The 14523-nt window shown below is 42.8% G+C and carries 13 protein-coding genes; 4 read left to right on the forward strand and 9 right to left on the reverse strand.

Features of this window, described 5'->3' with window-relative positions:
* Window positions 1-54 precede the first annotated feature (54 nt).
* Window positions 55-1251, reverse strand: coding sequence for a tyrosine--tRNA ligase (gene tyrS, locus NH399_RS23745; protein ID WP_253043807.1), 1197 nt, complete (start codon window positions 1249-1251; stop codon window positions 55-57).
* Between the two features lie 320 nt (window positions 1252-1571).
* Between tyrS and NH399_RS23750 the strand changes: the two genes are divergently transcribed.
* On the forward strand, window positions 1572-3026 hold the full coding sequence (locus NH399_RS23750; protein ID WP_253043809.1) for a peptidoglycan DD-metalloendopeptidase family protein: 1455 nt from the start codon (window positions 1572-1574) through the stop codon (window positions 3024-3026).
* Between the two features lie 3 nt (window positions 3027-3029).
* Window positions 3030-4148: an anhydro-N-acetylmuramic acid kinase gene (locus tag NH399_RS23755; RefSeq protein WP_253043810.1), complete on the forward strand. Its 1119-nt coding sequence runs from the start codon at window positions 3030-3032 to the stop codon at window positions 4146-4148.
* A gap of 32 nt (window positions 4149-4180) precedes the next feature.
* Here the strand turns inward: NH399_RS23755 and NH399_RS23760 are convergent, their stop codons facing one another.
* From NH399_RS23760 to rfaD, 4 genes are all read right to left on the reverse strand, one after another.
* The gene (locus tag NH399_RS23760) at window positions 4181-4636 is read right to left on the reverse strand and encodes a hypothetical protein (RefSeq protein WP_253043812.1); all 456 of its coding nucleotides are present in this window, start codon (window positions 4634-4636) and stop codon (window positions 4181-4183) included.
* Window positions 4637-4761: 125 nt separating this feature from the next.
* Window positions 4762-5541: a glycosyltransferase family 2 protein gene (locus NH399_RS23765; RefSeq protein ID WP_253043814.1), complete on the reverse strand. Its 780-nt coding sequence runs from the start codon at window positions 5539-5541 to the stop codon at window positions 4762-4764.
* 44 nt (window positions 5542-5585) lie between these two features.
* On the reverse strand, window positions 5586-6602 hold the full coding sequence (waaF, locus tag NH399_RS23770) for a lipopolysaccharide heptosyltransferase II (RefSeq protein WP_253043815.1): 1017 nt from the start codon (window positions 6600-6602) through the stop codon (window positions 5586-5588).
* Window positions 6603-6631: 29 nt separating this feature from the next.
* The gene (rfaD, locus tag NH399_RS23775) at window positions 6632-7576 is read right to left on the reverse strand and encodes an ADP-glyceromanno-heptose 6-epimerase (RefSeq protein WP_253043817.1); all 945 of its coding nucleotides are present in this window, start codon (window positions 7574-7576) and stop codon (window positions 6632-6634) included.
* A 370-nt stretch (window positions 7577-7946) separates the two neighbouring features.
* Here rfaD and lpxL point away from each other — a divergent pair, with 370 nt between their 5' ends.
* Both lpxL and NH399_RS23785 read left to right on the forward strand, forming a co-directional pair.
* Window positions 7947-9164, forward strand: a complete 1218-nt coding sequence (gene lpxL / locus NH399_RS23780; RefSeq protein WP_253043819.1) for an LpxL/LpxP family Kdo(2)-lipid IV(A) lauroyl/palmitoleoyl acyltransferase — start codon at window positions 7947-7949, stop codon at window positions 9162-9164.
* A gap of 2 nt (window positions 9165-9166) precedes the next feature.
* Window positions 9167-10270 (forward strand): glycosyltransferase, encoded by a 1104-nt coding sequence (locus NH399_RS23785; RefSeq protein ID WP_253043820.1) that lies wholly within the window; start codon window positions 9167-9169, stop codon window positions 10268-10270.
* A 43-nt stretch (window positions 10271-10313) separates the two neighbouring features.
* On the opposite strand, the gene NH399_RS23790 is transcribed toward NH399_RS23785, so the two are convergent.
* From NH399_RS23790 to NH399_RS25785, 4 genes are all read right to left on the reverse strand, one after another.
* Window positions 10314-10619, reverse strand: coding sequence for a DUF6506 family protein (locus NH399_RS23790; RefSeq protein WP_253043822.1), 306 nt, complete (start codon window positions 10617-10619; stop codon window positions 10314-10316).
* A 3-nt stretch (window positions 10620-10622) separates the two neighbouring features.
* Window positions 10623-10901 (reverse strand): hypothetical protein, encoded by a 279-nt coding sequence (locus NH399_RS23795; RefSeq protein WP_253043823.1) that lies wholly within the window; start codon window positions 10899-10901, stop codon window positions 10623-10625.
* A 15-nt stretch (window positions 10902-10916) separates the two neighbouring features.
* Complete coding sequence (locus tag NH399_RS23800; protein ID WP_253043825.1) at window positions 10917-11432, reverse strand: GNAT family N-acetyltransferase; 516 nt, start codon at window positions 11430-11432, stop codon at window positions 10917-10919.
* A gap of 187 nt (window positions 11433-11619) precedes the next feature.
* Window positions 11620-14229, reverse strand: coding sequence for a pre-peptidase C-terminal domain-containing protein (locus NH399_RS25785; RefSeq protein WP_305885111.1), 2610 nt, complete (start codon window positions 14227-14229; stop codon window positions 11620-11622).
* Window positions 14230-14523 lie beyond the last annotated feature (294 nt).

Here is a 14523-nt window from a genome sequence, read left to right on the forward strand (position 1 = left end):
CACTTTTCCATTAGACAGACAAGGCGTTCTGCTTACTGCAGAATGCCTTGTTCATTATGCGATGGTGACTTTCGCAATTTTCTTTTTGCCTGCTTGAATCACATAAGTACCAGCAGACAACATTAATGAAGGCTCAACAGGCTGCCAATCCACTTTTACGCTGCCGTTTTTGAGCATGTCTTTTGCCGCAGCGGCATTTTTTGTTAGATCAGCCATATTCACCACTCGAGCGATAGGCAACGCTTCCTGGCCTTCTAGATCCAGGCTAACCTCTGGACAATCATCCGGGAGCTCGCCTTCTTTAACAATGTTTCCAGCGCCTTTGTGCGCGTTAGCAGCGGCTTCTTCGCCGTGAAAACGAGCCACTAGCTCTCGCGCCAGTTCTATTTTGATATCACGAGGATTAGCGCCCTGCTCCATACTTTCTTTAAGCTTTGCCAAATCTTCTAAGGGACGGAAAGATAGCAACTCAAAGTAACGCCAAATCAAACTGTCTGGCATAGAGACGATTTTTTGGAACATTTCACCAGGTGCATCGGTAATGCCAATGTAGTTGCCTAAAGACTTGGACATCTTTTGCACACCATCCAGACCTTCAAGTAATGGCATGGTGATCACAACCTGTGGCTTTTGGCCGTAGTCTTTTTGTAACTCACGTCCCATTAACAGATTGAATTTTTGATCGGTTCCACCTAACTCCACATCACACTCAAGAGCAACAGAGTCGTATCCTTGTACCAGCGGATACATAAATTCATGGATAGCAATCGATTGGCCGCCGTTGTAGCGCTTCTTAAAGTCATCCCGTTCTAACATACGAGCAACCGTTTGGTGAGAAGCCAGTTTGAGCATTCCAGCCGATCCAAGTTTTTCACACCACTCAGAGTTAAAAGCGACGGTTGTTTTTTCTGGGTCCAAAATTTTAAAGATTTGCTCTTTGTAAGTTTTGGCATTGTCAGCGATCTGTTCAGGAGTTAGCGGCGGTCGCGTAGCACTTTTGCCCGTTGGATCACCAATCATGCCGGTGAAGTCACCAATCAAAAATACAACCTCATGACCCAGCTGCTGAAACTGGCGCATTTTATTAATCAGTACGGTATGACCAAGATGCAGATCCGGCGCCGTTGGATCAAAGCCCGCTTTAATACGCAACTTCTTTCCTGCTTTTAACATTTCGACCAGTTCGTCTTCGACCAGAACTTCGTCAGCACCACGCTTAATTTCGTTCAAAGCGTGTGAAAAATCGCTCATTATCTATACTCCAATTTATTCTGGCCTACCCTGTTTTAGGCCTACCTTTCTGCGCGTTCAATCTCAAGCCCAGCAGTGGCTTTGATGGGCGGCTTGCACATGTGAGCATCCCCCCAGTTCGAGCCAGGCATTTTACCAATATCTCGCTTAACTTTCAGTCAGAAATAAGTTCAAAGCCGCTCAATATCGCTTACTTTTCGACCTCGAGACAGACGATATTCAATAAATTAAGCCTAGGAAACCCTTTTGAGATACCCAGCGGTTTCAGTTAAACTCCCTATTCTAGCGGGAACCCTACAGAAGTTGTATTCCAAATCAGTATGATCAGGCAAGATTATAAAAGTAAACGCTCAAAACAGGTGGCTCAGGCCAGCGATTGGCTTCACTCCATCAAGCTTCGCTGGCTGGAGATTATAGGCGTCGCATTTGCTATCTACCTTATTAGCTTTGCCTTAGACTTTGATGATGACTCTACGTCAATATCACCAACATCAGAAGCATCAAGCTCCACAACTGACTCACAGGCAGAGACACCTCCATCCCGCACCGAGTTTAAGCTACAACCCGATACCACTGTATCGTCTTCAAAACCTGTCTCGCAGAAGCGCCTACCCTTAACTCTCAATTGGCCACAGCCACTCGAAGTTGCTCCAGAGCTGCCAACAGAACCCCACTCAAACCGCTCGGTCGAAGTCACTATTAAATCAGGAGACACTCTGTCTGGACTATTTAGCCGACAAGGCTTTTCTGCACAAGATGTGTATCGCGTCACTCAAAATAAAAAAGCCGCTGATTATTTAAAGAAACTACGCCCAGGTAAGGTGATAACCTTTGTCTCCGATCCAGAAGGCAAACTGATTGAAGTTAACTACCAACTGAGCAAAAACGAAAAGCTGATTGTTAGCAAAGAAGCCGATGGATTTGACGCTCAGATTGAAACCAAACCCATCGAAACACGACACGCTTTTGCTTCGGGGGTGATCAAAGGCTCACTGTTTACAGCGGGTAAAGAGGCAGGCCTGTCCGATAACCTGATCATGAAGCTGGCTAATATTTTTGGTTGGGACATCGATTTTGTTCTCGACATTCGAGCAAAAGATACTTTTGCCATTCTTTATGAGAAAAAGTATCTGGAAGGTGAGTTTATTGGCAATGGCAATATATTAGCTGCCCAGTTCGTTAATCAGGGAGAAGTGTTTGAAGCCGTTCGATATACCGATTCAAAAGGCCGAAGCAACTATTATACCCCCAAGGGCAAAAGCATGCGTAAAGCGTTTCTGCGTGCTCCTTTGAACTTTATGTACATCAGTTCAAACTTCAAGCCACGTCGCTTCCATCCGATTTTAAAGCGTTGGAAGGCCCATCGCGGTATCGACTATCGAGCACCAACGGGCACTCCTGTTTTTGCAGCGGGTGATGGAAAAGTCATCGCCTCGTCTTACAACAAGTACAATGGCAAATATATCTTCGTTCAGCATGGTAATGGTATCGTTACCAAGTACCTGCACTTGTCAAAACGCTCAGTGAGTCGTGGTAAACGCGTAAAACAGGGGCAAACCATTGGCTTAGTAGGCGCAACAGGATTAGCCGAAGCACCTCATCTCCATTACGAGTTTGTTGTTAATGGCGTTCACCGAAATCCAAGAACGGTTAAATTGCCTCAAGCGGCTCCTATTAATTCAAAAGAAAAAGCGCGTTTTGATTTGCAGGCGGCTCCGCTTTTAAATGGTCTACAATTACAGCAAAGAATCTATTCAGACGTTGGAGCCAACTAGGCCATGCAGGAATGCTATATTGGGCTAATTTCAGGAACCTCTGCCGATGGCATAGATGCTGTTATCGCAGACTTTTCTCAACCAACTCCTAGACTTATTGCCAAAACAACCTATCCCATTCCGGCTGAGATCCAGCAAGAAATTTACCAACTTAGCCAACCAGCTAATGAGTTAGGCAAACATCGAATTGATCGGTTGGGTAAGCTCGATCACCAGCTTGGATTGCTGTTTGCTGAAGCTACTCATGCCATTTTGCAAGCGTCGCAATTAGCCCCAGACACCATTAGAGCCATTGGCTCCCATGGGCAAACCATTCGTCATCGCCCTGACAATCAACATGCTTTTACACTACAAATCGGCGACGCCAATGTCATCGCCTTTGAGACCAATATCTTAACCGTCGCAGACTTTCGACGTATGGATATGGCCGCAGGCGGTCAAGGTGCTCCACTTGCTCCTGCCTTTCACGCGGAACAATTCAAGCACTCAGAAAAAGATCGTGTGATTTTGAATTTAGGTGGTATCGCAAACATTACCTGGCTACCCAGTCACAGTGGCGATGTTATAGGATTTGATACAGGGCCCGCCAGTGCACTGATGGACTTGTGGATCCAGAAGCATCAACAAAAACCTTATGATGCCGAAGGGGCCTGGGCTGCAACAGGACAGCTCAATGAAGACTTATTGGATACCTTGTTAACAGATAACTACTTTAAGCAAGCTTATCCCAAAAGCACAGGTCGAGAATATTTTGATGAACACTGGCTGCAACAAAAACTCACCTCTTTTGCACTCTCACCACAAGATATTCAACGAACGCTATTGGAGCTAACAGCGGTCAGCGTGGCTGATCAAATCGTTTTATTCACACAAAAGGATGCCGACGTTCTCGTGTGCGGCGGTGGGCGGCTTAATCAGTTCTTGATGAAACGATTGCAACAACGACTAGGCGCTTCGATCAATGTAATGTCTACCGATACTCTGGGCGTAGACGGCGACTTTGTTGAGGCCATGACGTTTGCCTGGCTAGCAAAAAAGCGATTGAATAATGAGACCGGTAATGTGCCTTCTGTAACAGGTGCCAAACGCAGTGTTGTGTTGGGATCAGTGTTTACTAGCTAGATGTTATATAAGAAGGCTTAACCAATCCTTTCTTAAAACTCAAACCGACTCAGATAATTCCTTTCTTCCATTGAGTAGGGGCTTCCAATATACAACTCCAGGGCTTGACTAAGCATCGACAATATCTCCTCCTTTGTTCTACTTTTGATATGCATGTGCTTAATAAATTTTAACTTCCAGAATAGCTTAACGACATCATGTTTTTTATCGTAGTAACTATTTTCTTTTTGTTGAAAGACTGCTTTTGCAATTTTTGAATCGACTTTAATAATCCATGTCCAACAATTATCAGGATATCTAGAGTAATACTTTTTGCTAATAGGAAGAACGAAAATGTCTTTTTCCCGCTCTAGAATCCATCCGATATTCTGATAATACTTTTCTCCATCATCGTTGTAATACCAAGCGGCTTGGTATTTCTTATATAACGATTCAAGTTCATATTTCTTAATGTCTTCTTCAGAAGGCCGCTCGAATATAAATGCCATTCACACCCTCTTCTTATTCCCCCAAAATTAACCTTCTTCACGACTCCACACAGGCGCTTAAAAACGTTATTTAGTAATCGAACAACCACCTTATCCATTATCAATCAGAATAGAACGAATGATACTTACTCTTCCTCTAACTTTTTATTCTGACAATGCTCATATAACTTAGCTTCTTTGATAAACAGATAGTAAGCCGTCATAATCGAAATAATAAAGCCACGCATGCCAGAGAAAATATGGCGCTGAAAGATATAGGTTTTAGTAAAAATTAAAGGGAACACTAATAGTAACTTAAGGATGGAATAAGACTTCCCTTTATCGAACTTCTCTTGTGCTTTTAACGATGAATAAAGATTATTCTTATTGGTTATGGTTTCGATATTGCCATAGCCGTAGTGATTAAAAGCCTCTTTCACAAACAGTTCTTTGCCACTAATATCAGCACGCTCATGAGCTAGGCGAGTCGTATCAAAGTGCGCAGCTTGTTTTCGATACAGACGACAGTTATTAGGTTTCTTCGTCCAATCGGACAATGCCTTACCAATAAAGATATCGTTTCTCTGAGAACGAACAGCGTCATAGTGGTCATCACTAATTGTTTTGCGAAACTGTTCAATCAGCTCAGGAGTTAACTCTTCATCAGCATCCAGATTAAGCACCCATTCGTTACTGCACAAAGACATGGCATAGTCTTTTTGTTTAGCGTAGCCAGGCCACTCATTAAATGAGACTTTATCAGTAAACTCTTTGGCAATACTCACGGTACTATCCGTACTGCCACTATCCACCACTATGATTTCGTCCATGTCGCAACAGCTTTCTAACACTCGACGAATGTTTTTTTCTTCATTTAAGGTGATGATAAAAACGCTGATGGGTAATGTTTCTTGAGTCTGGCTCATTGATATTCTCTTTTTATGCTGAACTCAGTATCTAGATTGACAAGTTATGAAGCTTGTTGAGCATTCATTATATGTTCAAATACTTTTGCTGGCGTAATTTTATATAAACAGTCAAGATGGCCTAATGGACACTGTCGTTGATGGCAAGGTGCACACTCCAGTTTTAACCACTCAACCTTCGCCTTATCAGACAAAGGCGGTGTATACAATGGACTGCTAGAACCATAAATACAAACCAGAGGCAATCCCAAAGCCGCAGACACATGCATCAAACCAGAGTCATTCGTGACAACAATATTAGTCATGGCAATCAGATCAATCGCATCTTCAATGGTGGTTTTTCCACAAAGATTAACGACAGCATCACAAGCTTCAGCAATTTTGTCACCATCGGCTTTATCTTTTGGTGAGCCAAATATAAACGTCTGCCCACCAGCGTCTTTGATCAGATTAGCTAATGTTGCAAAATGCTCCAAAGGCCATTGCTTGGCAGGACCATATTCTGCACCGGGCATAAACCCTACGGTTAAACGATCAACTTTGATGTTTAATTCTGTTAACAAACGCTGAGCATTGGCTTTATCGGCAACGAGCTCGGGATAAGGTGTTTGAATTTCTTCGTCAATAGACTGGCAAAGAGACGCATATTTTTTGACGGTCTGATTTAATATCTTTTTGTCAAAAGGTTTAATATCGTTTATCAAACCATATCGGCTCTCGCCTAAAATACCAGTACGCAAAGGTATTTTTGCAAAAAGCGGTGCTAGCGCTGATTTAACTGTCTTTGGTAATACATAAACTTGTTTGTATTTTTTCTCTCGTAGGGCTTTACCTACACGATAACGTTTACCTAAACCTATCTCACCGTGCTTAACATCTAACTCGATGCCGTCACGAACTTCAGGCATACGAGCAATGGTGCCCAGAGTCCATTTAGGTGCCAACACATCAATTTCAACATCTGGCTGCTGTTGCTTGATCATTTTAAATAAGCTTTGGGCCATCACCATGTCACCAATCCATGACGGCCCAACGATCAGTATTGCATTATTTCTTGTCATATTATTATCAATAGCTCGATTTAAAACGTTTACTTGTTTAACCAGTCTAAATACTTAGGAACTGCCTGCTCAACAGTGTGGAAGGCATCGGTATAACCTGCAGCACGCAACTGTGTTAAATCCGCTTGAGTATAACTCTGATAGGCTCCCTTTAGGCTGTCAGGGAATGGAATATACTCAATCGTCCCACGTTGATGATAGTTAACCACCGCATTGGCCACATCGTTAAAGGACTGACTTTTACCCGTACCGCAATTAAAAATGCCACTCACTTGAGCATTTTTCCATAACCAAAGATTAACCTTGACGACATCTTCAACAAACACAAAGTCTCTTAGCTGGCCGCCATTATCGTAACCATCATTGCCTTCGAATAAACGGCAAACGCCCTTATCTAAAATCTGATTGTTAAAATGAAAAGCAACACTCGCCATGCCACCTTTGTGTTGTTCTCTTGGGCCGTAGACATTGAAATAGCGCAATCCCGCAATCTGAGACTTAGCGGTTTTCATTTCGCGCCGAACATATTGATCAAAAAGAAACTTAGAGTAGGCATAAACATTCAGCGGCTTTTCGTACTGACGCTCTTCAATAAAATGCTCACTGCCACCATAAACAGAAGCAGAAGAGGCATAAATAAATGCAATGTCATGACGCTGGCAATAATGTAACAGGGACTTAGAATATTCGTAGTTATTCCGCATCATATATTGGCCATCCCACTCAGTTGTGGTTGAACAGGCTCCTTGATGGAAAATCACTTCAACATCTTCGGCAAAAGATTCATCATTTAGCAGGCGTGTCAAAAAGTCGTCTTTATCCAGATAATCCTGGATCTCACAATCCGCCAGATTAAACATCTTGTGACCATCAGAGAGATCATCAACAGCAAGAATATCTGTTCGCCCCTGATCGTTGAGAGCTTTCACCAAATTGCTACCAATAAAGCCTGCGGCACCTGTTACTATGATCATGTTAATTCCTGATTAATATGGTACGGATACTTTGACGAAGTGGGTATTTGACAGCAAAACCAATCAATCATTCCAACGTCTCAAATACAGTATATACCCGTCACCTTTCAAGGTGCAGCGGTGTTGGCTGCGCGCACTCCCCCCAATTACTTAGTAAAGCTAAGCTCAGGGGATTCGCTTGCTAGCCGCCTACCTGTATCTTGAAATACCTGAGTATAGATTGCCTTAAAACCAGCGCATCGACGGTTTATTGCAAGAGCCTGATCCGTAACCGAAAATAGGCAATAATTGCTCTTAAAACATCCAATTATGATACCATAGTTTGGATATGCTATCATAGCTCACACCGCAGGATTCAAACCCCTATCTCATGACAACTCAGAAACCAACCAGGCCCAATCTTTATCATCCTCGATATTGGCCCAACTACCTTGGATTCCTGATTCTGCGCGTCCTTGCGCTGCTGCCCTACCCCATCTTGTATCGTATGGGTAAGTTGCTTGGCATCATCATGTATCATCTGTTTAAAAGCCGGGTTCGCGTAGCGAGAACCAATATGGAACAGTGTTTTCCACAACACAGTGCTGACTCCATAGAAGCCCTGGTCAGAGATAACCTGATTTCTACTGGCATCGGCATGATGGAAACTGCCATGCTTTGGTTTGGCCCTCAACGAAACTGGCAAAAACATATACAGATAGAGGGCATGGAACACTATGAAAAAGCCTTAGAAGATGGCAAAGGCGCTCTGATATTAGGCTTCCACCTCACCAGCCTGGAATACGGTGGCTCCATGTTAGGAAAACGCTTCCCCCTCGCTGCGCTCTATCGGAAGAATGAGAATCCAGTGATTGAACAAGCGATGTTCAAAGGACGCAGCCGTTTTGTTCATCCCATTCCTCGCAACGATACTCGCGCCATGGTGCGCTGGATAAAAGATAATGGCTGTGTATGGTACGCCGCGGATCAGGACTATGGCCGAGAACAAAGTATTTTTGTCCCTTTCTTTGGTGTCGATACAGCCACTATCACAGCAACCTCTCGTTTTGCCAAGCTCACCAAAGCACCAGTCATTCCCTTTACTCATGAACGTATCGGTCATGGCAAAGGGATAAAACTCAAACTTCATGCCCCTCTACCAGATATCGGTAAAAATCCAGAGGCAGACGCGCTGGTAATCAATCAGTTTCTGGAAGAGTTCCTAACGCAACATCCAGCAGAGTATTTGTGGATCCATCGGCGTTTTAAAACACGCCCAACCGAAAATTCACCTTCGTTGTACCCACCCAAAGGTAAGAAGCGAAGAATCAACGCAGAGCGATTTGATAAAAATATTGAAGCGGCAGAAGTGCTGGAACAAGAAGACGGGCGTGTGACCTGTTATCGAATAAAAACCAGTTTAGTTTATGTCTTTTACCGCGATAAAAACAAATTCGGGCATACGCTTACACCGCCCTATAAAAATGCACTCAACTCACTTCAAGAAGTGACTCGTGACGATGTGACTTACAAGTTCTATGGCACCGTTGAGTACTGTCGCGAATATCATTGTGATGCGGTTGTATTAGAAGCCTTCTACACTCATTGATTATGACAAACGCCGCCAAAACCTCTCTTTGCTTTGTAAATTCAACTCCTTTCTGGGGAGGTGGAGAAAAACTTCATCTGGATTTAGCACAAGCCTTTGCTCGCAAAAGCAACTATCATATTAGCCTGGTCACCAACACCACCAGTGAACTGGCCAACCGAGCATCAAAGCTGGGATTTCACTGTGAGCCATTTTCTTTAGGAAAGAACTCATTTTTAAATCCATTGAAAATGTATCGGCTCTATAAATACTTTAAGCAGAGCCATATTGACTCGGTGATTCTGTCCGACTCAAAAGATTTAAAAGCCTCCGGTCTTTGTGCAAAGCTCGCTGGTGTAAAGCATATTGTTTATTTACGTGGTCAGGCCAAGCCTATCAAAAGCAAGTTTCTTAACCATTGGTTGTTAAAAAATGTCTGTACGCATTTTATTGCCAGCTCCCATGAAACACTGCGTAAAAGCCTTTCGCGACTACCTAATTTGCTGCCGAAAGAAAAGACTTTTGTGGTGTATCACGGCCTTGATACTGACGAGTGGCCGACCACTCCTGCAGCACTCAAAGAATCAGACTCAGCCCCGGTTCTCATCACCAATATTGGCCGACTGATCCCCGATAAGGGTCAACACTTTTTGATTCAGGCCGCAAAGATTTTACGTGATGAAGGTTGCAACTTTAAAATTGAAATCGTCGGAACCGGCGGACTAGAAACCACCCTACAACAGATGATTGAAAACGAAGAGTTGACGAATTATGTTGAGCTTGTAGGTTTTAATGACAATATCCCTGAGTATCTAAAATCCGTTGATATTTTTGCTTTATCATCCGTATCCGAAGGATTTGGCTTTGTAACCGTTGAAGCAATGTTAAGTTTTAAGCCTATCGTCGCTTTTAACATGAGCAGCATGCCTGAGTTAATAGAACACCAGAAAACCGGTTTGCTGGCAGAGCATCCTAATGTCGAAGAGTTTGCTCAATATTTAAAGCAATTGATTCAGAGCCCAGAGCTTCGAGAAAAGCTGGGGCAAGCCGCCGCCCAAAGCGCGCGTGAAAAATTTTCTCTGGCAGATAGAACCGATGAACTAGAAAGTGTTATTTACGGTGAGTAATGTTTACTTGTCTCATTTTAACTTGATGTATTAGTGATCTAGCTCATGGCTGAGCTAAAAAAGCCGTCAGTTTATCTTTTTCACTCTTAGAAAAACTAACACTGCCTACAGGTACTTCCGAGTCAACAGCCTGAATTAGTAATTCCCTATCTTCAGTGCCAAAACCACCACACAGTTCTATGACCTGAATACCATCAGCAACCATTTTTTTGGCCGCTACAATTGCTTCGTCAAGACTGGAGACTCCAACGATCATTGTATGAAAATGCTCACTGTCCATATTCAAGCTATGGCTATCAGCAGAGTAACCGGGGGCTTTAACAATGAATCCATAATGGGTCAACGTCATAGCTCATTCCTGCTCTTTACTTTTTCGCTCTTTAATCATTTTGGTAAGCTCTTTTTCCATATAGTTTTTTCGCAATCGATTTTTATACCAAAGCACAGGTAAAACAAAAATAGCAACAAACGCGATGGCGTAGATGCGAACATCCTCAGCTTTTAACGCCTGTAAAAAACTATACTGTCGAAATAACTCACCATTAAAAAACAACTTTAGTCCAATTAATACCCCAATAACAACCGAAGCAGTGATTGCGGCTTTGAGTATTTGAATTAAAAAAAACTTCATCGGATCGATACTCTGTTACTCAGGCTTAGGGAACAAAAAGATATCTCTCGTCAATCCATCAGGAAAGAGCTCTCGCCTATCTTTAACGCCGCCTAAACGCTCAGTCAGCCGTCGTGCAGGAATGTTCTCGTCGTTCATATAGGTCTCAACCTTGTTCCATCCCATCGAGCCGTATGCATGAGCAATGGCAGCTTGTGACGCTTCCCGCGCAATGCCTTTACCCCGCGCTTCGGGCAATAGCCACCAGGTTAACTCTCGCGGCCATCCAACACCCTGCCAGAATCCACAGGTACCGAGACATTCGCCAGATGCTTTGTCTTGCACAACCCAAACACCAAATCCTAATAAATACCAAGAACCGAGATCCGCCTTCAGGCGATTCCAGGTATCTGCCGGACTAATAGGCCCGCCATAGGCGCTGGAAGCTTTGCCATCGGTATAAAACTTTTGATACAGCTCAAAGTCCTCAACACTGGGCGCGCGTAACAAGAGTCGCTCACTCTCAACGATGGGAATAGTGACATGGCTCATCAGCCGATCCTATGGGTTACAACTTGTTTTGAATGGAATAGAGAGTAAATGGGGACGGAAGTAGGAATTAAAAGCCCCAGAGATAAATCACTGACGAGAAGCTTGCGAATCTGTCTTGTTCGCAATAAAAAAGCCCGGCAAGTCATACTTGCCGGGCTTTAAACGAGTCGTAATAGAAACCGATTCGTTAGTAAGATCGTCCTTGCAATGTTACACCGGAGTAGTTAGAGAAACCGCGTAACATAATGTGGTAGGTACCTGGTTTAGCCGTTAATGTGCACGACTCTCGGTTACCATTTTTATAAGGACGGCAATCATACTTTGTTGACGTTGGTTGATTACCATGACGCACATATAAATCAGCATCCCCTGTTCCTCCACTCATAGAAATAACTACCTGAGAGCGACCGGCAGGAACTTCTAGCGTGAAGAATTGCTCACTTCTACGAGCACCTGATAATCCTGACTCTTTAAGAGTGTCATTTGACGATGCAGAGTAGGTCGCCGTCAATTCCACACCCGAGTAAGCTTTGTAGCCACGTAACATAACATAGTAGGTACCCGCTTTTACTTGAGTGATTTCGCAGCTTTCTTTGTTGCCATTTTTGTAAGGACGACAATCATATTTAGAGCTGGTAGGTTTATCCCCAAAACGCACGTATAAGTCTGCATCACCAGAACCACCTAGCATGTTAACTTCCAAACGGTTCATACCTTCCGGTACTTCGATGGAATAAAATGCTTCATCGGCTGCATTACCTGCTAGCCCGGTGGCAGCCACACCATTGATTAACTTTGTAATCCCATTATTGTCTTCTAATTCATAACTACCAGAAAGAGTCAGCCCAGAAACTTCACTAAACGCTTTAACACGTACAAAGTAAGTCACATCGGTTTCTTTCATGGTACAACTTTCTGAGCTGCCAGACTTATAAGGACGACAATCGTAGTCAACATCGGTTGGTGCCTGATTCGCTCTGACATACATATCAGCATCACCACTACCACCCTCTATGACAAACCGAATGTTTTTGGCTTCAGCAGGAACATGCATTTTATAAAGCGCTTCATCTTTACGAGCCAGGTTAATATTGGTTTCTGGAGAACCATTAACTAACTCGATGACTTCCTGGTTGTTGTCATCATCAAAAGTACAACCATTTGCTGCAATGTAGTCAATAGCGGCTTTCGTTTGAACCAAACCATAACCAAACTTAATATCTCGTCCCGTCTCGCCTAAATCTTCTGCTGTTAAGTTTAAGACTTTACGAATAGCTTGATTGGTACAGTTAGGGTAAGTACTCCAAACCAGTGCAGCAACGCCAGCAACATGAGGCGATGCCATAGAAGTACCGCTCATTTTTCCATAGTTGCCAGGACCAATATGAATCTTCGTTGTTTGCCCCAATTGCTGCAACATAGCAGCGCCATCAACATCAGACGCAGACACAGCCGGAATACTGGTCGTATTTGTATCACCGAGTGTTGCACCAAAATTCCCAGCAGCATTGTTATAAATAACGGCTCCTACACCACCGCTACTTTCACAATTTTTCACTTTGTCATGAAAAGAAATCTCACCTCGTTGAATGAGACATACTTTTCCTGATGCATTATTATCTGTTTGATTACCAAGACCAAAGTCATACAAAGAACCTTGTGCAGTTCCCTGATTTTCCATGCTGTTCGATTGATACTGAGTCGAGCCAACGTTTAAGTTAACTTCAGAACCTAAACCATGAGGATAAGTCGAAACAATATCGACACCCGGTGCAGCAATTTCTATTTGAGCATTTTTTTGTGAGAAGCCAGCAAGTTCTTTTTTATCATCAATAGCAGCAACTGATACAACGCTGTCATAAGATGCCGGATAACTCATGACATCCACTTCTTTATCAACATCGCCGCTGTTTCCTGCAGCTGCAATTAACAAAATACCCGATTGATAAGCGGCATCCATACGCTCTTTTTCTGTGGTTGTTGAAGACTTACCACCTAAACTCATATTAATAACTTGAGCACCGTTATTGATACAAACATCAACTGCGCTGGCTAAATTTGATGAATAACCCCATCCCGATTGATTAAATACTTTAACAATATGTACGTTAGGATCAGAGCCAATCACACCACGAACACCAATACCATTATTTAACGCTGCAATGGTTCCTGCAACGTGAGTTCCGTGAGGGCCGCCGTGATCAAACCAATTACCAGTACCGCTATCGTTAGTGCCTGAAACAGTAGCGCCTTGAGCTCCCATATCTTCATGAGGCAATTGGATCCCTGAATCGATGACGCAGATTTTCTTGCCGCCAGAAGCAGCCGATGCAACCGAGTCATCCACCATATCAGCCTGAACCATACTGATGCCATAAGGCATATCCTGACTAAGAATACGACGAGGCTGATCTTTTTCGATATAGGCGATTGCATTATCTTGTGCTAATTCGTTTGCAGCTTGCTCTGATAACTCAGCAGTCACCACTTGAAGGTTATTGAATTCCTGTTTTATAACACCGCCTAATGCCATTGCTTTAGACATGACTTTATTTTTAGCTACAGAATATTTTGCAACGCTTGAGCTATTTGGTTTGAACTTAATGATATAACGCTCTGGCAATGGATTATTTTTATTTTTGATTGCCGACCGATCTACAGTTGCCATTTTTTCATGTACTGCCCCTTCATTGAATTCAGCTTTGTTTTCTGATGCATATAAAACACCAGAAATAGCAGAAGACAACAATGTTGCCGTCAAAATGTTAGCAACCTTTTTCGGTTGTGTTTTCATCATCAAACTTACTCCATTATTATTATGAGTTTTAAACTCTTTTATCTTTATATAAACACTCAATTTATAAGGGCTTATAAACTGGCGTCCCAACGTAAGTGAAGAAGAAACTACAATAGTCGCGCATAGCGAACAACCCATGATGTTAAAACAGTGAAATATTACCTTTTCATTGCAATATTTGGCTAAAACAAAAACACAATCATTTTATGGAGATAGTAAACTTAATACTAAAAATCAGATATTAACTTTGTTTTTTTAAGGTTTTAGAGATAACCACATAAATACTAATCATTT

The sequence above is a fragment of the Pleionea sp. CnH1-48 genome, from assembly GCF_024124665.1.
GTDB lineage: Bacteria > Pseudomonadota > Gammaproteobacteria > Enterobacterales > Kangiellaceae > JAMXSB01.